The following is a 19,962-nucleotide window of genomic DNA, read 5'->3' on the forward strand; positions in this document are numbered from 1 at the left end:
CTGGCGGAACGGAAATCAACCCTTCGCCTTGCCAAAAAGTCTTTTTCTGCTATTGCCATAATCTTATTTCAACAACATAAAATGAATGAATATTCATTTTCATTCTTACATTAAATGTTACCGCTATTTTTCTAGTAAAGCAATGTTCTATTATGAATTTTCTAATAAAACAGAAAAAATATGTCTTAAGGATTGCTTGCATGTTATAGCATCTTATTTTCAAAAGAATGCAAAATATCTTTCAATAATTGTCGGATAGCCAATGGTAAATGACGATTTTTTAAAGATACTAAATAAACATTGCGACTTAAATTTGCACCTTCAATCTCTTTTTTTACAATGGTTTTGGCTGTTGGTCCTTGCAAATAGTTTTCAGGTAATATCGTTATCCCTAACTGTTCACGCACTAGTGAGACAGCCGTTTCAAAACGTTCGATTTCAAATTGTATGTTGATGTTTTTCCCAGCCTTTTCAAACATCGTTAAAATATCGTGTCTTGTTTGAAAGCCCTCGGTACTAATAATAAATGGCTCTTCACTAATATCCGAGATGGTTAAAGTCTCTTTCCTGGCTAACGGATGGTGTAAGGGTAACACTGCAACCAACCTCTCTTCATATAAGGTTTGGACTTCCAACTCTGGATCATCCATTAACTGATTCGTTATGATTAAATGGGTTTTATAGCTTTTTAACGATTTCTTCACACGTTTACTGCCTAAAATATCGACTAAATGAATCTTCATTTGTGGATAATCCTTTTTATAGTTAGCGATTACTTTAGGCAACCAATGCTTGATCGATTCCATAACACCAATGGTGATGTCCCTCGTGCCATGAACAATGACTTCATCCATTTCAATTTTCAATACTTCCATATTTTTCACAATAACTTTTGCCCGTTCAAAAAGTAGCTCTCCAGCTTCTGTTAATTGCAGATTTCTAGTATTTCTCTCCAATAAGGGGGAACCAATCTCTTGTTCTAATTTTTTGATAGCATTACTTAAGGAAGGCTGCGAAATATGCAGTCTTTCTGCGGCTTTCGAGAAATTTCTTTGTTCTGAAACAGCAATAAAATAGTGTAGTTGTTTAATATCCACTTATATAATCCTCCTTCATTTATAGTTAAAAGCTATAAGTTAATATTAATTATATATTAGTAATTATAATTATGTGAATATATAATGAATTACAACAATACTTTTTCTACAATAATTTTAACAATGGGGTGAATAGGATTATGTACACACTGACAGATCAAAAACAATGGAAAGGCCGTATAGATTCAACGACAAATACAAGCAGTTTTCGTTTACATCAACAAGTAAAAAGATTGGCGATTAATGATGTAAGCGCTTCAGATAAGAAAAGGGCTGCACTCGTTGGTTTTATTTGCGATGAAGGGGTACGTCGAAATCAAGGTCGTCTAGGAGCAGCCAATGGACCGAACGCACTACGGGAAGGACTAGCTAGTTTACCGTGGACATTTGAAGATGATCAACAAATCATTGATGTTGGCAACATCGTTTGTCTTAATCATAATTTAGAGGAAGCGCAGCGTGAGCTTGGTGAAATTGTCGGAACAGTATTGCAAAAAAAATGTCCATGTATTGTGCTTGGCGGCGGTCATGAAACACTTTATGGCCATTATTTAGGTGTTCGCTCAGCATTATCAAAGGATGCTAAAATCGGCATTATTAATATAGATGCTCATTTTGATTTACGACCATACGATGAACAGCCTTCTTCTGGTACTATGTTCCGTCAAATTTTAGAACAGGATCCATATGCTGATTATTTTGTTGTCGGTATTCAACGCTATGGCAATACAAGAGAACTATTCGAAAAAGCGGATGAATTACAGGTAAAGTATGTGTTTGAAGATCACATGACAGTAGCCAACCAACAGCAATTATTGGATGAGCTACAACACTATATGGATCAACATGATTATGTTCTTTTAACCTTATGTATGGATGTCTTGAATGCAGCGTTTGCTCCAGGTGTAAGTGCACCTTCACCGTTTGGGCTTGACCCATCAACGGTACGCACGATCCTACAAAAAGTCACTGCACATCCTCATACACATTCATTTGATGTTTGTGAGGTCAATCCGTTATTAGATGAAAATGGACGAACGGTTAAATTAGGTGCTTATTTTGTGTATGAAGCACTGAACAACTTACTTAGGGGGCAAGGCTCATGATCGAAATTAATCAAATAACAACGGTGTTTTTAGCCGTCGCACTCTTTGCATTGGGAAGCTTTCTTATTAATAAAATTGGATTTTTAAAGCGATTTTGTATTCCAGCTCCGGTGGTAGGTGGTTTATTGTTCGCTGCTCTCGCTACCATCTTAAAAACAACTGGTGTTCTAGAAATATCGCTCGATACGTCCTTGCAAAGCTTATTTATGATTACGTTCTTCACAACGATTGGCTTAGGGGCAAGCTTTAAGTTAGTGAGACTCGGAGGAAAATTATTAGTTATTTATTGGCTAGCCTGTGGCTTCCTTGCTTTAATGCAAAATGTCATTGGGGTATCACTTGCCTCCCTCATGGGGATTCATCCTTTAATCGGAATGATGGCTGGTGCTGTTTCCATGGAAGGTGGTCATGGGGCTGCTGCCGCATTTGGACAAACATTAGAAGATTTGGGCATTTCCTCAGCCATGACGATTGGGGCTGCTGCCGCAACTTGTGGTCTAGTTGCTGGTGGATTAATTGGTGGTCCGATTGTCAAATATTTAGTCGGTAAATACAATTTAACACCTGATGAACAAGAAGCTGAAGCAGTCGAATATGAAAATAAACACGAACAAATTACATCTGACTCGTTCTTTACACAAGTCTTATTGATTACGTTCAGCATGGCTGTCGGCACATATGTTGGGACATTATTCTCAGAAGCAACAGGCTTCGTCCTACCAGGCTATGTAGGCGCAATGTTTGTGGCTGTATTAGTACGTAATATTATGGATAAAGTTAAACCTCAAGCAATTAATATGAAAAGCATTTCATTAATTGGGGATGTAACATTAGGCGTGTTCCTTTCAATGGCATTAATGAGTATCAAATTATGGGAAATTGCTGATTTAGCGCTACCATTATTCATCATCGTTTTTGTGCAAGTATTCTTTATTGTCGTATTTAGTATCTTCGTTTTGTTTAAGCTACTCGGCAAAAACTACGATGCAGCTGTGATGGTAGCTGGTTTTGCAGGACATGGTTTAGGGGCAACGCCAAATGCCATGGCAAATATGTCAGCTGTTGTGCAACGCTTCGGACCTTCTCAAAAAGCCTTTCTTGTTGTACCAATTGTCGGCGCCTTTTTAATCGACGTGTTTGGGATTCCTATTATTATTACAACCATTAATTTATTTAAATAAAAGGAGCTGTGCAGTGGTCTCTAGAAGACAATTGCACAGCTTTTCTATTATTTATTGTAATATCTCACTCACTGTAACAAATTCATAGCCTTGTTTCTGTAAATAAAGAATGACATTTTCTAAACCATTCGCTGTCGTTTGATGAATATCATGCATTAAAATGATACTGCCATCTTTTACAGAGGCTTTCACATACGCTAAAATTTTATCCGCATTATGATGTTTCCAATCTAGTGTATCAATCGACCATAAAATCGAAGGGATCGTCATGAACGAGCGCACTTGATCATTTGTCGCCCCATACGGTGGACGGAAAACGGTTGGGTATTGGCCAATGGCTGTATAAATCGCATTACTTGTGCCATTGACTTCTTGTTTAACCTCCGCTATGGATAAAGCCGTTAATTTTTTGTGATTCAAGGTATGGTTGCCAATTTCATGCCCAGCCTCATAGACTTGCTTGACGATAGCAGCATTTCTTGACACATTTTTTCCTACCATAAAGAATGTAGCCTTCGCATCGTATTTATTTAAAGTCGCCAATATTTGCGGTGTTACCTTGGCGTTAGGCCCATCATCAAATGTTAAAGCTACACGTTTTTTAGCACCCTTCACTACTGGCACACCTTTATTATACACTTTATTATCGGTTAGCTGAATATTGGCTAGCTCAGAAGCTTTGACATACCCTTTTTGGTCGCCCGCTTCTACATAGGCCCAGCCTGCAAGCGTTATGTAATACTGGACAGCTGTATTATTGGCAAGTGTACCAAGAACTTCTCCATGTGGGCTAGCAGTTAAACGTAATTCAGCACCAGCCACAGCGTTGATTCGTTTCTTCGTTGGAACAGGTTTTTTTAAAGCATTTGTTGCCACATATCCTATATCCTGCCCATATTGGACGAAAGACCAGCCTCCAGGTGCTGTGCCATACACATAAATCATGCGTCCTTCATAAAGCGATCCTGCCTGCTGTGCATTTTGGCTTGGCGCAGTAAATAGCGTCGCACCACCCTTTTGAATGACTAAATAGCCGACAGACTTCAACTTGACTAAAACATCAGATGGCACAAAGCCTGCCTGCTCTGGCGTTTGAATATGTGTCCACCCTTTGCTTGCTTGCGTCACTGTGACAAAGTGTCCCTTCGCCAATTCCCCCATCTCATTGCTAGTTTTGGAAGGCTTTTCATAAATGACCGTATCCTTCATCACTTTTTGAATTACCACTGGCCCTTCAGCACTTGCTGACAATTGCCCAGCAAATAAACACATCATCAATGTCAACACGATTGCATAGGGTAAAAATTTTGTCATTGTTCTTCACCGTCCTTAGATGTCTTCCCATGTCGTTTGCTAAAAAAATGCTAAGAATTAACTATCATTATAGAGTAACCATTCAGACCAGAAAATAGTAGTAATCGACTAGATTCCATCTTCCAAGACCCTTCACATCTGTATAATATTAACCTTACTACATTTCTCCTTCCCTTTTTTCTATAAAACTATGCGTAAATTATGATAATGACATGTTGAGCCCTCCTTTTTGTGGAGTGATTGAGTGGCTCGCTCCTATTTTGGAGCGAATTCCCCAGAGCTTCCCCAACCATGAGGGCATCTTCCCCGCATCAATAAGCAAAGGGCTACAAAAAGTAATCGTTTTGCTTGATCCAGGAGAGACTTCCCTCAAAAATGGATTATCTAGCACCATCGCAAAACAAGAAATGTCTTCCTTTCAAATAAGACGTTGGAAACGATGAAAAAGTTGAGATGTTTTCATCTTTTTTCCACTTACAGGGCATCATAGGCAGTTAAAGCATCTTCGATATGAGGGGGTGGCGTCCAAACATAGGTCGGGGCATTGGTTGTAATGAAAAGAAATGATTTTCCTTCTTTTTCGATAATGGACGCCAGACAGAGCCCTGCTTCTGGTGTATATCCTGTTTTCCCTCCTAGTATGGGGCCATCTACACTAGGCACTTTTGTAAACAACGAGTTTGTGATAATTAATTCATTAGGCACATGGGTTGTATAGCTTTTCGAGGTAAATATTTGATAAAAGATAGGGTTTTCTAACGCATAGCGTAGAAGCTTACTGATATCCCGCACGCTAGATACATGTGCCTCATCATGTAGGCCACTGGTATTAACAAAATATGTATCATGCATGCCTAATTCCTGCGCCTTGTTATTCATCAAAGTGACGAATTTGTCCTCACTGCCTGCGATAGCATCTGCAAGAGTTCCTGTTGCATCGGCACCTGAGGCAAGGAGTGTGCCATATAATAAATCCTCCATTGTTACAAAGTCTCCTGCTTGAAAGCCTGCCATCGAAGCATTTTGGGCCGTATAGTTGGCAATAATTTGAGGTTCTACAATTGTTTGTCTTTGTAAATCCTCTGTCATCTCTATGGCAACGATGGCTGTCATAATCTTGGTTAAGGAAGCTGGATAAATAATAGCATCTGCATTTTTTTCGTATAATACTTCGCCTTGTTCATTGAGCAATAAAGCATTATGACTATGTAATGATGGCAGTTCTAGCTGAGCGCGTTCATATATTTTGTTTGTATAATAAAATAAGAAAACCACGATACAAATACAACAACATAACATCCATTTTTTCATAAAAAAACGCCTCCTACACATTATAATAGGTGGCATTTCTGAATATTCCTTGAGAACAATGTGATGAACTCAAATATCTTTATATGTACTAATCATCTTCGATATTAGAACAAATTCTTGAGATTTCTTTATTGGTTGACTTGAATAATACATCTTGAGTGCCTTTTTTTATTAAGTCCTGCATAGACACCCTGTAAAATTCGCCCAGTCAGACCATGCGAGACAATAATCACTTTTGGGAATTGTTGAATCCCGTCAAGCCAAGATGTTAGTCTGCGCACAACAGTCTCATAACTTTCTCCATCCGGTGCACGAAAATACCAATTAAAGGCATCCGTGTTCGTTAACGATATCGTATATTTTGTATTATATTACCATATCAAGCATAACTCATTAACTTTTATTGTTTTTATGGACATTTATATGATTATTTACTGTAACATGAATCGTTATTATCCGTGGTAAAATACAAGCACACACTAAAATAATGGCAAACCATTTTTTCATTCGTCTACTCCTTATCTTAAAAAGTGTTATCAAAAAGCTTTTCTGATAGGCCCTGTAAAATATCTTGCTCCTCAAAAGTCATCAATTCTTCTTTCGAGATTGTTGCCTGTTGAATCAATCGGTTTGATTGGATCGTCACCAATTTTTCAAACAGGTTTCGAATATAGCGACCATTCGAGAAATTAGGAATTGTTTCAATTGGCATTTGGCGTAGCTGCACTTTCATATGTTGGGCAAATGCTTCTCCGAATTGATAATCATTCGTTTGACAAAGCATAGCAAAAATAGCAAAGAGTTCATCGGTGCTAAAATTATCGAACTGGACAAAATGATTAAAGCGAGATTTAAAGCCTGGATTAGCTTGTAAAAACTCCTCCATAAGCTCTGTATACCCAGCAACGATAATTACTAAGTCATCACGTAGATCCTCCATTGCTTTTAATAAACTGTCAATCGCTTCCTTACCAAATGCATCCTGTTTATCATGAATTAATGAGTAGGCTTCATCAATAAAGAGAACCCCCCCCTTTGCTTTGTTAACAACTTCCTGAACCTTAAGTGCTGTTTGCCCTACATATCCAGCGACCAATCCTGCGCGATCTGTTTCAACAAAATGTCCGCTTGATAACACGCCAAGATGCTTGTAGATTTGGCCAATAATGCGTGCCACTGTTGTTTTACCTGTCCCTGGATTGCCTGAGAAAACAAGATGATACGTAATTGGAAAGCTTGTTAATCCATGATCGACACGCAGGCTTTGGATTTTAATGAAGTTTATTAAATTATGTAATTCTTTTTTTGCGTTCGGCAATCCTACAAGACTGTCCAATTGCTTTTGTAGTTTAGTAATCTCCTGTTCGATTTCAGGTGTAATGCGCAATCGTTCATCATTGATAAATTCACCACTGTAAATGATTTTGCCATCTTCATTAAAATAATCGCCTCGTCCATGTTTTTTGCCATGAACCAATTCCCCTCTATAGGAAGCCTGTCCATTGGCATAATAAAGCGTTCCATGCCCTGTCATCTTATCTTCTTTAAACTGTCCTTCCGCTTCCAGCATACCCTGCCTAGAAAAAACTTTCCCTTTGCCATGTTTCAGATCTTCAAAGAAATGACCCTCATAGTGGCATGTTGTGACACCACGGGCAAGCTCTTCAGCCGTTGGTGATTCTGTCGGATAATAGAGCTTACCAGCCCCTTGCATATGATGCCAAATAAAATCACCCTCATATTGTAAAAACCCATTTGGATAATACTGCTTGCCTTTTCCTTTTTTCATGCCATGTACAAAATCACCCTCATACTGTGGCTGATTTAAATGAGGATATTGTGCCCGCAATGCTTGATAAGGAGCCGTCACATCCTCTTCATAATATAAGATGCCATAGCCATCCATTAAATCATTGCGAAAATGACCCTCATAATGCTTTTGACCATCCTTATATAAAATGCCATGACCCTGTTTTTTATTTTGAATGAATTCTCCCTGATAAATAAGTTGCCCTTTTAAATACATGATGCCATTGCCTTGCTTCATATGATTGACGAATTCCCCCTCGAATAAGAGCTCGCCATCTTGATCAAAAAGCATGCCTTTCCCATCATAGATATCATGGCCAAAATCATTTTTTTTGACGCCGCCTCGATACATAATAGTTCTATCTGGATAAAATAGTTCTTTTTCTGCATAATTATATGTCATTTTATTGCCTTCCTTTATCATTTCAGTATATGCTCAATTATAGCGTGGAAAAGAATACATATGTGCGAATTTTTAGAATTTAAGGAGACGAGTATGAAAAAAAGATACAAACTACTTCTAGGCATTTTACTACCATTACTTATTCTGTATATCTCAACGATGCTACTAACAAGGGACACCGATTTTACAACAGAGGTAACAGAGCGTCTCGATTTGAAGGAAATTCATGAAATTGAAGTCATTCGTTCTTCGGATGAAAAAACGATCATGCTTACAAATAAAGCAGAAATCGACCAAATAATGCAGCCATTAAAAGACCTGCCATTAAAAAAAGTATGGTTTGCTAAATCCGATTTTAAAGAAGCTTATTGGCTGACGTTATCGATCAATGATGACAGGGAAATCGGTTTACGTATAGATGATAATCACCATTTATTCGTTTATTTATATGAAGAAAATTATATGAAAGATTACAAGCTCAATCATGATGTCGATTTGACATTCATTGAACAACTTTTTCAGTAATAGTAAAACCCGTGCTTAAAATTGCGCGGGTTTTTAAATACAATGATAATTTTGCTGCATTGCCTGTATAGTTTCTATCATCTCTTCTCTCAGCTCGATTGGCTCCAATATCTCTAGATCTGCTCCCTGACTTAAAAACCACATATTGATGTCGTTTCCAAACACATTTGCTTCAAATAAGTAGGCATGATCATTTTGCGATACGAGCTTGGCTGTCGGAAATCGATTGAAAACAGTTTGGGGGTACTTTCCTCTATAGAGAAATCGTATAGGCTCACTAACATCAATCAATGGCTGATCCTTGTGGAGCTCACCTATTTGAAATGTTTTATCCTGTTCACGAAGATGCTGAATACGATCCATTCGGTAAACAGTTGGACTATCTTGATTATCTGCTAGAACATAAAAATAGGGTGCTGAAAAGATCACAGCTAGAGGCTTCACCATCTTTTCGGTGGAGATACTTTCTCCCTCAGCTACATAATCAATTGTCATGACCTTGTTCTTTTGAATGGCTTCTGAAATGCTCCAAATGAATGGTACTAAGGATTGGTTATGTTGTACATCTACCTCTACCGATTTTTCCTTTAATAGTATTTGAGCATCCTGATTTGCTGCCACAATAGAAATAAGCTTCTCCAACAGTTCATTCATCTCAGTCTTACTAAATGCTCTTGATTGAATTAGTATTTTAATAATAACTAATACTTGTTCTTTAGATAAACGATGATGATCTGTTTGTATTAGTTTATATACTTTTTCTGTACGGACATATTGTAAGCGGCAATTGAGTTTAGCCTTTCTCAGATATGTACGAATTTCGTCGATATCCCGTTGTATGGTTTTTTCACCAACCTGATGTGTCAATGCTTCCTGCTTCTTGTTGATTCCTTGGCCATCCATCAATCGATCAAATATCGAAAGAACACGATAGCCTTTGCTTTGTTGTGAATCTACCATATATCCCACTCTTTCTTCTATCATGCCCAACAGATTCTAAGTTGGGCATCATTAACCTTTACTACCATAACCATTATACCTTATCTGTATAATAGGTATTATACGCATCTTATAATAAAACATCATTAAAGCAGCACAATAGACTGTATTTCTAACATAATTAACTAAAATTTTACAATAAATTCGATAAACGCAGCATTTTTGCAATAAAATAAAGTAAAGCCATTGATTTCCGCTACAGGCGCAGTCAAGCTATTTCCCTCCGCTTCGCTTTCGCACAGAAAACATCCTCTCAGTCCAGAATCTCAACTTCCGCTTCTCCCGCAGAAGTCAGCGCTCTTCATTCCATCAGCTTCTAGATAAAGAACTCCAACTACATATGTTGATGAAAAGCAAGCGTTTGAGGTGACCAAGCCTATTATAATGTACAGAAAGTAAGAACTCATTCAACTTCCTATTTGGGAATTCTATGTGAAGGAAGCTGAACATTTACGATAGTTCTATAACATCAAACAAATCAAAGAAACCATTGAGCATGGTTTTACGGATGCGATGGGTAACTTTAAGTGGTCTAAAAAAATGTTCATGCAAGCGCTCCTTTGGTAATAGTTTACCAAATATTGAATATGAAAGAGAGAAAAAAATGACAAAAGCCATCGAGAGCATATCAAACTTCTCGATGGCTTCTATCCCCCAGTCTGAAACTGTTATTTAAATCTCACAGCCGTTCCATATACCAACACTTCTGATGTGCCATCCATTACAGATGAAGTCGCATAACGGACACCCACAATGGCATCTGCTCCCATTTGTTGGGCTTCCTCTATCATTGCCTGTGTGGCGATTTCGCGAGAACGCACAAGCATCTCAGCATACTCTTTCATCTCGCCACCCACAATATTACGAAGACCAGCTATCATGTCTCGGCCGATGTTTCTTGATTGAACAGAATTTCCTCGCACTAGTCCTAAAGTGTTAATAATGTCTTTTCCTGCTATCACGTCTGATGTAGCTAACAGCATGATTATGCCTCCTCGTTGTTCAATTTTTGTACGGCTTCCACAGCCTCTTCAATGGAAGACGTTATAACGCCATTACGTTTAATTAACCCCACAACAAATAGATTACGATAAACGAACTGATTCTCTAGCCCATCTCGGATTAGCGCCTCTATTTTTTGCATATTGTCTCGTCCTTGCTGACGAACATCTGTCAGTACACCAATAATAGGACGATTCAGCATAGAGAACGCACCAATTTCAGCGGCCACACCTGAATCAATTTCAACCCCATCCAATACAGCTATCAATACATCACTATTTTGCAGCATTTCTAAATCTGCTTGGGCAATGGCTAAGCTATCTGCATAAGCTGATTTATCATTGATAGCATCGTTTTCCTGTGGTACGTATAAAGCGATGTCTGGCACGGCCTCCCGAATAGCTGCTGCCAATTGCTCATTGACGAAGCGATCTCCTAAAGAAAATAATCCGTTTGCTAAATATGCTTTCATGTTTAAAACTCCTTAATCGAATGTTTTTTCAAATATAATTTTATGTCTTCCTTTTTCATCAATAAATGTTGAAACGATATCAAAGCCATGTTTGAGATTGGTAATGAGCATGGCTTTGCGTGTATTTCTACCATATGTACGAACTTTTTGAAATCCTACTTCCTGAATAGCCGCATGCTGCGCCTTCATTAATTGACTAGCAATACCTCGCCCCCGCATTGTCACATGAACACCACCCAACCAACTATAAAAAACACCATCTGGATGTGGATAGCCCAGTTTAAAGCCGAATAGCGCCTCATCTTCAACTGCCAATAAACAAAGAAGACCTTCTTTCTTTTCTAGCTTTTCGACTGGCAGTTTGGCACCGTCAAAGACGTGAGCATGAATTTCCTGTAATGGCTCAAGCCAAGCATAGGGTATGCCTTCAATCGTCAAAATATGCATGTTCATCACCTCTGTCTGTCATTATAACAGTTCTATAGCCTGATGAAAAAGGCGGCCTTCTGCTCCGAAAGCAATCGTTGCTATCACATAAAAGCAACTATTTTAACCATTTTTCACCCATCCTATTTTCGTCATCCGTCAAATTCAGTATACTTGACCCACATAACAAACATACGTAAGGAGGAAGTCTTATTGACATTATTTACTAGTTGGCTAACAAATTCACTACGCCCTTATTTCGGTCTACATATGCTAGAAAATCATTGGGACACACATCAAATTCGAGAAGATTACTTTATTTGCTTCGAGGGGGATGTGATTAAAAAAAGAATTTTCGTTAATGAGCATAGCTATCAGGAAGCTGATGTGGACATTTTAACACGTAATCGTGAAATGATTGTCCCACAAACCGCACGTGGAAAGGAAAAGAAATTAAATTACACAACGATTTCTGCCGTGAAAGCAACAGGTGTTATTTTTTCTGCTGGTCTAGGCAATGAACACCAACCATCAAGCTATATTACAGCTCGCAATGCAAAAACATATTATCAGCTTCCGCTTACAGGTTTTGAGCATTTAACGACTAAGTCGGCGATCATGGATTGGCTACTGCAATTTCCGACTCAGCTTCCTACAGATTACGCAGACAAGCTAAAAAAGCTGACAAAGATGAAAAGTTTACGTTATAAGGCTATACCAGGCGATATTTTTCGTGTAGAGATTGATCTATTCGTCAACGGCTATGTGCTGGTTATTGGCGATTTACGGCAAATGCAAAAAGATCAGTTATTTGCAGAAGATAGTATTTGGCATAATGTGATGACTATGCCTTTATTTATTCGTCCTTATCTGTTGACCACGACAGAGCGTTTGCCTTCTCTTGAGGAAATTACCTCTGCTCCATTAGCTTCCCAAACACAAATCGTCATGGACGACTATTTTATGAGGGGCTGCTATGAAAAGCTTGGTCATAAAACGTTAACAGAAGACGATATTTTATTCCCTCTAGGTTACGGACAGACTCTCCACTATGGGAAGGAGCCTCGTTACCGTCTTTCATGGGGCACAGGAACGATTAGCAAGCCAGCATCTATCACTACATTTCAAACAGGCAATCGTTTTACAAACCACGGTGTCTCTGCAGGCGTTGCAATTGATTGGTTGAAATCAGAGGAAGAAAATGCATCTAGATCACTGGCTCATCCGTACTATCATAAAGAACATCAACAGGCATTCGCTGAATTTGGCTTACCAGCAGATATTACTTATGATGAATTTAATCGTCAAACTGGCGGATTAACGCGTCATGAATATCTTCATTATCTCCATAAATCCGAAAATCGCTCACACAAAAAATAGAGGGAGTATCGTCAGGCTCCCTCTTGTCATTTTGTCGATGGTTGATTTCGCCCAATTATGACTTATAATATAAAGATATCATCAACCACTCCATCACTAGAGGTGCATTTTGTATGTATTTTGGCATTATTCCACTCATTCTTTTTGTCATTTTTCTCATTTCTTATTTAAAAGACCCAAGAAAAATGATCAATGGACTATTATTTAATCTATTTATTTGTTCTTTTCTGTTATTCTGCGTCATCGCATCTTTAGCATCTGACCATTACTTTTTAAGGCTCATTGTTATTATCCCTTTTATTGCCCTATTTATCTTGATTCCTTTTGGCATTCTTGCCTTAATGTTTGGTTTATTTTTAAATGCGAGAGTATTGATGAAGCGAGAAGGTCGACGTTTGGCCAATTCTTTAACATTACTGGTCGCCATAGGCATATTGCTATTTATCCTCTTACCGATTATCTATCCAGCGAGTGTGTTTTCAATCCACCTCCAACCGATCTTTGGTGGGATCTCGCTGATCACGTTTTATTTCTTTATCCATTTATCTAATTTTTTGTCCGCCTATTTTCTTTATCAATTCAATCGACCAAAGCTGAATCAAGATTTTATCATCGTGCTAGGAAGTGGCTTGATCAATGACAAAGTACCGCCGCTGTTAGCTAGTAGAATTCAAAAAGCAATGGATTTCTACCATAAGCAAGCAGCTGTTACTACGCCACCGACCATTATTTTCTCTGGTGGACAAGGTCATGACGAGAATCTACCTGAAGCTGAAGCAATGCAACGATATGCGATTGAAAAAGGCATTCCAATTGAGCATACTTTACAGGAGAACCGCTCTGTCAATACCTATCAAAATATGTTATTTTCTAAACAACTGATGGATGATCGGAAACAAGGTAAGGACTATAACAGTATTTTTACGACGAATAACTTCCACCTATTTCGCGCTGGTATTTATGCAAGACTTGCGGGCTTGAATAGTCAAGGCATAGGATCAAAGACAGCCTTTTATTATTGGCCAAATGCCATGATTCGTGAGTATGTGGCGATTGTTGTGATGGGACGAAAACGACATATGAAAATGATTGGACCTATTGTTGGCATTTCCATCATCTTATCTTTATTTAGTTTTTTCTTTGTATAATGTCTTTCATATGGATTCGCGCACTTTCTATAGGAAGTGTCACGAATCCTTTTATGATTGGTCACACCATATAGTTCTTCATTTTTTGCTCAAATACCGTCTCGTAGTAGTATTTACGAGGATAGCTTTGTTCCTGCAGTACCTGATAGAGAATAGATTGACCTTCCTCGTAGCGAATGCCCTCATCACAATTGTCAAATAGTTTCCGAGATAACTGTCTTACTAGACAAACATCCTTCGCTGCCACCCTCCAGCCAAATCGAATTAAATCCTGCTGATCTAGTGGATCACGATAAGTATCAAGTACAATACAGGCATGCGGCAGATGCTTATTAGCAAATACTAAAACATGCCCTGTATGAATGGACTGATCAAAAAAACGTTCGTAAATTTCTTTTATTGGCACTTGGATATTAAGCACATCCATAATGGCTTGCAATGTTGGCTGAGGAATATAATGATCATTTTCCTCATCTGGATAGTCAAGCAATTCCATGATGGAAGCCATTATCCAAAAATCATAGGTCACTTCCAATGACCTCCCTTTTTTATTGCTGCAAACAGCTGATTTCTTGTTCAATCCTTTGTATAAGATAGGCTAGATTCGACTGCCATTCTAGCCAACTCTCGGACTCTCTCCATAGTTCTGTCATTTCTCTCCCTCCATGCTGATCAGGCTTTTCATCTTGAATGTCCTTTAGATACTGTAAAATAAATGTCAAAGAGTCTTCATTTGCTGTCCAGTGCACTTGTACATTCTTACTTTCGTAACCATAGATTTGACCTGTATCAAGATATTGGCAATAAAGCTCTGCCAGTGCCATAGCGCTAATATCGTAGAAAAAATCGATATCCTCAAAGTTGTCTCCAAAAAAGCCTTTATTTTTCATCATCTGGACAATGCTCCACAAGGTAATCTGACTCGATTCTTTGTGATGCTTCATAAAATCTTGTAAAAAGCCCACTACATCCAAACCTTCGTCACTTTCCAATGCTTTGTATCCCCATGCACCCATTTCCCTACACTTCTCCCTTCATCTATCTAATTAAAGCTTTTCGCAACCATTTGTATTTAAAATTAGCACACCATCAGCGCACATTACTAGGGGGCGTCTCCCAATGAACATGTCCACAGCAAACGATCAAATTAGAAGCATGCTAGAGCTCGTTCCATATGGTTGCGCTATCAGGATTGTCTAACAGAATATTGTCTTATGAGTTGGCGTAGCTAGTCCAAATTTACAGATAGGAGCCAAAGTAAAACTGCATCTTATCTTGCGAATAGCCATCTTGTCCTCTCCAGGTAGCCATTGACATAAAATCCGTTCCACGTCCACGCTCCTTGCGATAATCATCCTGTGATACTAGTAAACCAGCATAGCCCCAGATTTCCATCACAGCATCTCGTTCATATTGATTGGACTTAAAAACATCCTTCCAACGCTTCTCCAGCTGTCTAGCTGCATCCGTCTCATTACAGGATTCTATTGCCGCTATCATCTGTTTTACTATCATTATATCTTCCTCACACACCGTAAACGTCTCTTGTTCTTTCACTAAACATTCTAAATCTAGCAAACAATATAAGAGCCAATTGAGACGAACACCTCCCCACTTCATTCGTTCAAAATTAAGCACATTTAAATCTTCATTTACATATTCTTCATTTGACATGATTTTCTGCTCATTACAGTACCCACAGCCACTATAGGATACTAATGTAACAGGTCGCTCATGATACGTGTGGATTAGTAGGTCATGGGTAAGAGCCCAGCTGGATAAGGCACTGCGCAAATATACTTTACGCGTCGATAAGCTATGCAAAAATGCTGTCACCACAAGCTCCTTTGTTACACCTTCTTCATGAAGATGTCGTAACCTCTGTACACATTCATCATGAGTAATGGTTAATCGGTCAAACATCAAGCCCTTACTTTTGGCATACTGAAAATCTTCTTCTGTATAAGTATATCCGCCTGACCGCCATCTACCTGATTGCCAATAGGTTTGCATTAAAATTTTTTTTGCTTTCTGATCCATTGCACATTCCTCACTATCTATCACAGAATTTCAACTTTTCCTGTAGTATTTCTGCCATCTCTTTCCATGGTCGTTTCCAATAGGAGCTCGCTAGTTCTTCTTCTGTTTGTTCTAGCCAATACTCGCCTTCCATCAGTTCAAACATGTCCACCATGGTTATAGGTGCACATACTGGATTGGCTAACGCTGCAAGCATGGGCTCTGGTCCATCATCCCAATTATAGCCATTCACAATGGCATGCAAAATGACAGCTGATGACACCTTACTTATTTCATGGCACATTGTATCAAGGGATTCCTCATATAAAATGGACTCCACTTGCAGCTGTTCTGCTGCCTGCAAGGTCAGTCGAATGGCTCCAGGCGTATCCAGCAATAAATCCGCAATCCCTCTATGGTCTCTTGCTGCATACCAAGCTGTAGCGGTAATCCCCTCAGGCGCCTGTAAATCTACACCTTCAGCAAGCAGTAATGAAAGTACCTCTGCTTGCTTAAATTTTACAGCCTTTTTAAGCGCCGTATCACCTAGCTTATCTCGTGCCTCTAAATCAATATTTTGTGCCAATAGCAGCTTGATTCCTTCAAGTGGCATTCGATTTGTTAGGAAAAGCATTAACGGTGTTCTACCACGTACATCCCGCTCATTGACATCCAGCTTGCTTACCGCCTCTCGCACGTGCTCAATATCCTTAGTTTTACACACCTTCGCCCATTCCATTTAACTGCCCTCCTTTCATAAATCCATCCATTGCAATAATTTCTGCAGCTCATTTTTCATCGGTGCTTCTTCTTGCTTTAGACGTTGTGCGATCTTCTTGGAACTACCAAATATTCGATATAAAATAAATGCACGCTGGTAGTCTTCTTTTTTCTCCAGTTCTTGCACAAGTGCCGTAAGTAAGTCTAACCCCTTGATGTCCATGCCCTTTAATGGCTTAGCCGACTCACTCCCACCTAATAGAATAGCTACGAACACAGGCATCACCTCCACTGCTAGGCCATGTACCTCCTGAAAAGCCTCGGCATAAGCATCCTGCACAGATTGATGCTCTGTATCCACTAGTGCCATATAATGTTCAACGAGCGGGAAATAAGCCTTACTATAAAGACCTAAACCAAAGACCGCGTAGGTGCCAGGCATCGCTGATTTTTCGCTCGGCTCGACATCCTGATACCATGCAAATTCCTCCATAGCAATCTGTGCATAATCCGCTACTAACGGAAAAAGGCTAGGATATTCAAGGCAATTGGCAAAAAACTGATGGAGCTTTGACTTGGCTAACTTTTTAACAGGAAGGTAATTTTTCACTTTACTCTTGAAGGTTAGCTTATAGCCCTTTGGAAAACCTTCCTGCAACAGTTGAATGATATAATGAAGCGCTTCACGATAAGCCGCTTCCTCTTCAACTATTACTCGTATATCAATTGTTTGTAAAACATCATTTGCTTGCCCTTGGAACATCTCACGCTTCCGCATACTTTCAAAACGACCGCTTCCTTTTTGCAAATAATCAACAGCTTGCTGTGAGCCCAGCTGTTTGGCAAGCTCAAGATACTTTAAACAGGTAGCTGGATCTTTTTGACCAATTTTCAATGCTACATAAAGAAAGAAATTTAGCCTTTCCTGCTCCAGTTGCTGTACCATATCCTCAGTTTTCAGCACCCACTCTTGGATATAATCCCCTGTTTGTTTAAAATAGTACGGTAAAAATTGTTTCTCTGCCCAGTGCTTAAACGCCATTGTATAATAATGAATCCATTGGTCTAGACGCTCTTTATTGGCACGATGTTTTACTTCTAGTTGACAAATAAGTGGTTCGATTTCACTGGCTGACTGATGAAAAAAATGCGGATTGACTAAATACTGTGCAAAGAAAAATTCATCATGATCACTTGGTCGTATAGGTAGCTCAGCCATTACCTTTGTTTCAATAAATGTAGCCAGCTGCTCTTTCACTAACGCTAGCTTATGATCATGGAGAAGCTTTTTCTGATAGCTAAGCATCGTCCCGTCATGCTCAAATTCAAGGACTACTTGAAAATGGTAATCAAAAAATCGGAAACCATATTGCTCGGATTGAAACAACGTCTCCATTTTTGTACAGAGAGCCGAAAAAAGCTCCTCTATCTGATTTACTTTGGTAAACTCCTGTATGTATGGACCTGCTTCTACCCTATAGGCACTATCACTCCAACTAAATGGCTCATAGACATCAATAAAGATATTGCCATTAGGACTTTTCCCTTTTTTCCAGGCAACTTTTAAATAATGAAAGACACCTGCTTGTAATTTACTTTGTTCTTTTAAGTCCATTATCCGTTTACTTTCTTGTTGATAAACAGCTGTGAGTTGTTCCCACACAGCTGCTAGAAAATGTTCTACACACTGTTGCAATGTCTCACCCTCCCTTTCTACTTTTAGAGAAAAATCTCCCGCTAAAAAGCCTTAGCGAGAGATCAATCTTATCCGATTGTTTTCACAACCGCTCCTTCTTGATTTTTAATATGTGTTTTCAAAATTTGAAAGCTTACACCTGCTAAAGAAGACACAGTGAATTGGCTTTCTTGTGGCACTAGCTTTTGACTTAATTCTTCTACCGCTGCCCTGTTCAATGAAATGGTAATTTCCTGTCCATCCTCACGATAGCCAACTTGGGAATCCGCTTTAAATTGGATTGTTATTTGTTGTCCGACTAAGCTTAGGTTTTTATCTTTTAAAATACGCCCACGTAGTAATTTACTAATGACCTCTGCCTGTTTCGCCCCGAGTTGAATAACATTGGACTGTTTGTTAAACCAACCTTTTTTCCCAATCTCCCAAGCGAGCTGGTCTACAAAAAGAAAACCCGTATTGGAGCCATCTTCCTCCATTCCTTGCTCAACTGCTGCGACAACTTCTTGATTTTGCAGGAGAGAATTACGTGTTAAATCCGTAATATAGCTTGGTATTTGCTCAATACCAGCCTCTAGCACCCCAAGTGTATTCCACGTCTGCATCGCTTCTAGCTCATCCTCTGAAATACCAACCATTTGAATAAACTCCATTTTTCCATTTGGTGTATTTATTTCAGCAAGCTGTGGATCATATGTGAAGGCGAGTGCGGTTAATTGCGTGTCAGCATCAAGACAGATGGGTCCATTTGCATCTAAATAATCCCCTGCTCTAAAAACATTGCCACTATTAAAGACATATCTGCCCATATTTTGCAGTAAATTTAAAGCCCAAGCAGGTGGCTCCTCTTCATTCTCGTTGCGTACTAAGCGAAATGTCAGCTCAAATCCATACCCACTATATTCTTGATTGTCAAATTCTTTTTCATATAATTCCGAGAAACCATATGTAACAAAATGCCAATGCGGAATCGGGGTTTCACTTTTATATGCACTTATCCCATCTAAAGGATCTTGTCCTCCTAGCGAGTAGGGAATCATGGTTCCGTAATGCATTGGCTCCTGCTCACTATACACCTGTCTTAATGCCTGATCAATCGCATCCCAACCAACTGCTGTTAGTTCTTCACTCATCTATATATCCTCCTTGCTGATGATTCAATCGTTACACATACGTACCTAGTATTTATGATAGCAATTTTATGGTAGTACTTTAACAGGAATAGGACTTATTTTCAGCTTTCCAGCAATTAGGTGTATGGTCATCCTATATGAGGTAAATATTACTAATAAAAAATCAGCAGGCAATCTTCTATTTTACGAAAAAATAAAATGGAAGATTGCCTACCTGATTCAAT

20 protein-coding genes are annotated in these 19,962 nt (G+C 38.9%); 5 read left to right on the forward strand and 15 right to left on the reverse strand.

What is annotated here, in order from left to right; all coding sequences use genetic code 11:
- Window positions 1-203: 203 nt before the first annotated feature.
- Window positions 204-1,097: a LysR family transcriptional regulator gene (locus tag CRI88_RS13335; protein ID WP_101966727.1), complete on the reverse strand. Its 894-nt coding sequence runs from the start codon at window positions 1,095-1,097 to the stop codon at window positions 204-206.
- Window positions 1,098-1,237: 140 nt separating this feature from the next.
- On the opposite strand from CRI88_RS13335, the gene hutG reads away from it, so the two are divergent.
- Window positions 1,238-2,203, forward strand: a complete 966-nt coding sequence (gene hutG, locus CRI88_RS13340) for a formimidoylglutamase (protein ID WP_101966728.1) — start codon at window positions 1,238-1,240, stop codon at window positions 2,201-2,203.
- Window positions 2,200-3,384 (forward strand): sodium/glutamate symporter, encoded by a 1,185-nt coding sequence (gene gltS / locus CRI88_RS13345; RefSeq protein ID WP_058843652.1) that lies wholly within the window; start codon window positions 2,200-2,202, stop codon window positions 3,382-3,384. The genes hutG and gltS overlap by 4 nt, the downstream gene beginning before the upstream one ends.
- Window positions 3,385-3,435: 51 nt before the next feature.
- On the opposite strand, the gene CRI88_RS13350 is transcribed toward gltS, so the two are convergent.
- The 4 genes from CRI88_RS13350 to CRI88_RS13365 all read right to left on the reverse strand — a co-directional run bounded on the left by CRI88_RS13350 (window position 3,436) and on the right by CRI88_RS13365 (window position 8,221).
- Window positions 3,436-4,698 (reverse strand): polysaccharide deacetylase family protein, encoded by a 1,263-nt coding sequence (locus CRI88_RS13350; RefSeq protein WP_101966729.1) that lies wholly within the window; start codon window positions 4,696-4,698, stop codon window positions 3,436-3,438.
- A 474-nt stretch (window positions 4,699-5,172) separates the two neighbouring features.
- Window positions 5,173-6,009 carry a D-alanyl-D-alanine carboxypeptidase family protein gene (locus tag CRI88_RS13355; protein ID WP_101966730.1) on the reverse strand — a complete coding sequence of 279 codons (837 nt, stop codon included), beginning with the start codon at window positions 6,007-6,009 and terminating at the stop codon, window positions 5,173-5,175.
- Between the two features lie 128 nt (window positions 6,010-6,137).
- Window positions 6,138-6,290 carry a hypothetical protein gene (locus CRI88_RS22945; RefSeq protein WP_230593738.1) on the reverse strand — a complete coding sequence of 51 codons (153 nt, stop codon included), beginning with the start codon at window positions 6,288-6,290 and terminating at the stop codon, window positions 6,138-6,140.
- Window positions 6,291-6,532: 242 nt separating this feature from the next.
- Complete coding sequence (locus CRI88_RS13365) at window positions 6,533-8,221, reverse strand: AAA family ATPase (RefSeq protein ID WP_089932690.1); 1,689 nt, start codon at window positions 8,219-8,221, stop codon at window positions 6,533-6,535.
- 93 nt (window positions 8,222-8,314) lie between these two features.
- Here CRI88_RS13365 and CRI88_RS13370 point away from each other — a divergent pair, with 93 nt between their 5' ends.
- Window positions 8,315-8,746, forward strand: coding sequence for a hypothetical protein (locus tag CRI88_RS13370; protein WP_036117138.1), 432 nt, complete (start codon window positions 8,315-8,317; stop codon window positions 8,744-8,746).
- 33 nt (window positions 8,747-8,779) lie between these two features.
- Here CRI88_RS13370 and CRI88_RS13375 read toward each other — a convergent pair whose 3' ends face one another.
- The 4 genes from CRI88_RS13375 to CRI88_RS13395 all read right to left on the reverse strand — a co-directional run bounded on the left by CRI88_RS13375 (window position 8,780) and on the right by CRI88_RS13395 (window position 11,666).
- Window positions 8,780-9,706 carry a helix-turn-helix transcriptional regulator gene (locus tag CRI88_RS13375; protein WP_101966731.1) on the reverse strand — a complete coding sequence of 309 codons (927 nt, stop codon included), beginning with the start codon at window positions 9,704-9,706 and terminating at the stop codon, window positions 8,780-8,782.
- 707 nt (window positions 9,707-10,413) lie between these two features.
- Window positions 10,414-10,728, reverse strand: coding sequence for a YbjQ family protein (locus tag CRI88_RS13385; protein ID WP_101966733.1), 315 nt, complete (start codon window positions 10,726-10,728; stop codon window positions 10,414-10,416).
- A 2-nt stretch (window positions 10,729-10,730) separates the two neighbouring features.
- Window positions 10,731-11,219 (reverse strand): nucleoside 2-deoxyribosyltransferase, encoded by a 489-nt coding sequence (locus CRI88_RS13390; RefSeq protein WP_058843648.1) that lies wholly within the window; start codon window positions 11,217-11,219, stop codon window positions 10,731-10,733.
- A gap of 12 nt (window positions 11,220-11,231) precedes the next feature.
- A complete protein-coding gene (locus CRI88_RS13395; protein WP_101966734.1) occupies window positions 11,232-11,666 on the reverse strand; it encodes a GNAT family N-acetyltransferase in 435 nt (144 codons plus the stop codon).
- Window positions 11,667-11,858: 192 nt separating this feature from the next.
- On the opposite strand from CRI88_RS13395, the gene CRI88_RS13400 reads away from it, so the two are divergent.
- Together CRI88_RS13400 and CRI88_RS13405 are read left to right on the forward strand one after the other, a co-directional pair.
- On the forward strand, window positions 11,859-13,025 hold the full coding sequence (locus tag CRI88_RS13400; protein WP_101966735.1) for an immunity 26/phosphotriesterase HocA family protein: 1,167 nt from the start codon (window positions 11,859-11,861) through the stop codon (window positions 13,023-13,025).
- A 113-nt stretch (window positions 13,026-13,138) separates the two neighbouring features.
- Window positions 13,139-14,173: a YdcF family protein gene (locus CRI88_RS13405; RefSeq protein WP_101966736.1), complete on the forward strand. Its 1,035-nt coding sequence runs from the start codon at window positions 13,139-13,141 to the stop codon at window positions 14,171-14,173.
- Window positions 14,174-14,234: 61 nt separating this feature from the next.
- On the opposite strand, the gene CRI88_RS13410 is transcribed toward CRI88_RS13405, so the two are convergent.
- The 6 genes from CRI88_RS13410 to CRI88_RS13435 form a co-directional block, all read right to left on the reverse strand.
- Window positions 14,235-14,702 (reverse strand): hypothetical protein, encoded by a 468-nt coding sequence (locus CRI88_RS13410; protein WP_036116918.1) that lies wholly within the window; start codon window positions 14,700-14,702, stop codon window positions 14,235-14,237.
- Between the two features lie 19 nt (window positions 14,703-14,721).
- Window positions 14,722-15,189, reverse strand: a complete 468-nt coding sequence (locus tag CRI88_RS13415; protein WP_036116920.1) for a DUF4259 domain-containing protein — start codon at window positions 15,187-15,189, stop codon at window positions 14,722-14,724.
- Window positions 15,190-15,412: 223 nt separating this feature from the next.
- On the reverse strand, window positions 15,413-16,213 hold the full coding sequence (locus tag CRI88_RS13420) for a hypothetical protein (protein WP_036116923.1): 801 nt from the start codon (window positions 16,211-16,213) through the stop codon (window positions 15,413-15,415).
- Window positions 16,214-16,226: 13 nt separating this feature from the next.
- Window positions 16,227-16,931: a DUF4274 domain-containing protein gene (locus CRI88_RS13425; RefSeq protein ID WP_101966737.1), complete on the reverse strand. Its 705-nt coding sequence runs from the start codon at window positions 16,929-16,931 to the stop codon at window positions 16,227-16,229.
- A gap of 15 nt (window positions 16,932-16,946) precedes the next feature.
- A complete protein-coding gene (locus CRI88_RS13430) occupies window positions 16,947-18,608 on the reverse strand; it encodes a DUF6138 family protein (protein ID WP_101966738.1) in 1,662 nt (553 codons plus the stop codon).
- Between the two features lie 68 nt (window positions 18,609-18,676).
- Window positions 18,677-19,738, reverse strand: coding sequence for a suppressor of fused domain protein (locus CRI88_RS13435; protein ID WP_101966739.1), 1,062 nt, complete (start codon window positions 19,736-19,738; stop codon window positions 18,677-18,679).
- Window positions 19,739-19,962 lie beyond the last annotated feature (224 nt).

It is taken from the genome of Lysinibacillus fusiformis (genome assembly GCF_002845985.1).
Classification (GTDB): domain Bacteria; phylum Bacillota; class Bacilli; order Bacillales_A; family Planococcaceae; genus Lysinibacillus; species Lysinibacillus fusiformis_D.

What these genes read in the sequence shown, in the direction of transcription:
- CRI88_RS13415 (WP_036116920.1), bottom strand. Translation starts at nt 15,189, where the DNA reads ATGGGTGCATGGGGATACAAAGCATTGGAAAGTGACGAAGGTTTGGAT.
- CRI88_RS13390 (WP_058843648.1), bottom strand. Translation starts at nt 11,219, where the DNA reads ATGAAAGCATATTTAGCAAACGGATTATTTTCTTTAGGAGATCGCTTC.
- CRI88_RS13435 (WP_101966739.1), bottom strand. Translation starts at nt 19,738, where the DNA reads ATGAGTGAAGAACTAACAGCAGTTGGTTGGGATGCGATTGATCAGGCA.
- CRI88_RS13405 (WP_101966736.1), top strand. Translation starts at nt 13,139, where the DNA reads ATGTATTTTGGCATTATTCCACTCATTCTTTTTGTCATTTTTCTCATT.
- CRI88_RS13370 (WP_036117138.1), top strand. Translation starts at nt 8,315, where the DNA reads ATGAAAAAAAGATACAAACTACTTCTAGGCATTTTACTACCATTACTT.
- CRI88_RS13425 (WP_101966737.1), bottom strand. Translation starts at nt 16,931, where the DNA reads ATGGAATGGGCGAAGGTGTGTAAAACTAAGGATATTGAGCACGTGCGA.
- CRI88_RS13420 (WP_036116923.1), bottom strand. Translation starts at nt 16,213, where the DNA reads ATGGATCAGAAAGCAAAAAAAATTTTAATGCAAACCTATTGGCAATCA.
- CRI88_RS13350 (WP_101966729.1), bottom strand. Translation starts at nt 4,698, where the DNA reads ATGACAAAATTTTTACCCTATGCAATCGTGTTGACATTGATGATGTGT.
- CRI88_RS13365 (WP_089932690.1), bottom strand. Translation starts at nt 8,221, where the DNA reads ATGACATATAATTATGCAGAAAAAGAACTATTTTATCCAGATAGAACT.
- CRI88_RS13375 (WP_101966731.1), bottom strand. Translation starts at nt 9,706, where the DNA reads ATGGTAGATTCACAACAAAGCAAAGGCTATCGTGTTCTTTCGATATTT.
- gltS (WP_058843652.1), top strand. Translation starts at nt 2,200, where the DNA reads ATGATCGAAATTAATCAAATAACAACGGTGTTTTTAGCCGTCGCACTC.
- CRI88_RS13395 (WP_101966734.1), bottom strand. Translation starts at nt 11,666, where the DNA reads ATGCATATTTTGACGATTGAAGGCATACCCTATGCTTGGCTTGAGCCA.
- CRI88_RS13355 (WP_101966730.1), bottom strand. Translation starts at nt 6,009, where the DNA reads ATGAAAAAATGGATGTTATGTTGTTGTATTTGTATCGTGGTTTTCTTA.
- CRI88_RS13385 (WP_101966733.1), bottom strand. Translation starts at nt 10,728, where the DNA reads ATGCTGTTAGCTACATCAGACGTGATAGCAGGAAAAGACATTATTAAC.
- hutG (WP_101966728.1), top strand. Translation starts at nt 1,238, where the DNA reads ATGTACACACTGACAGATCAAAAACAATGGAAAGGCCGTATAGATTCA.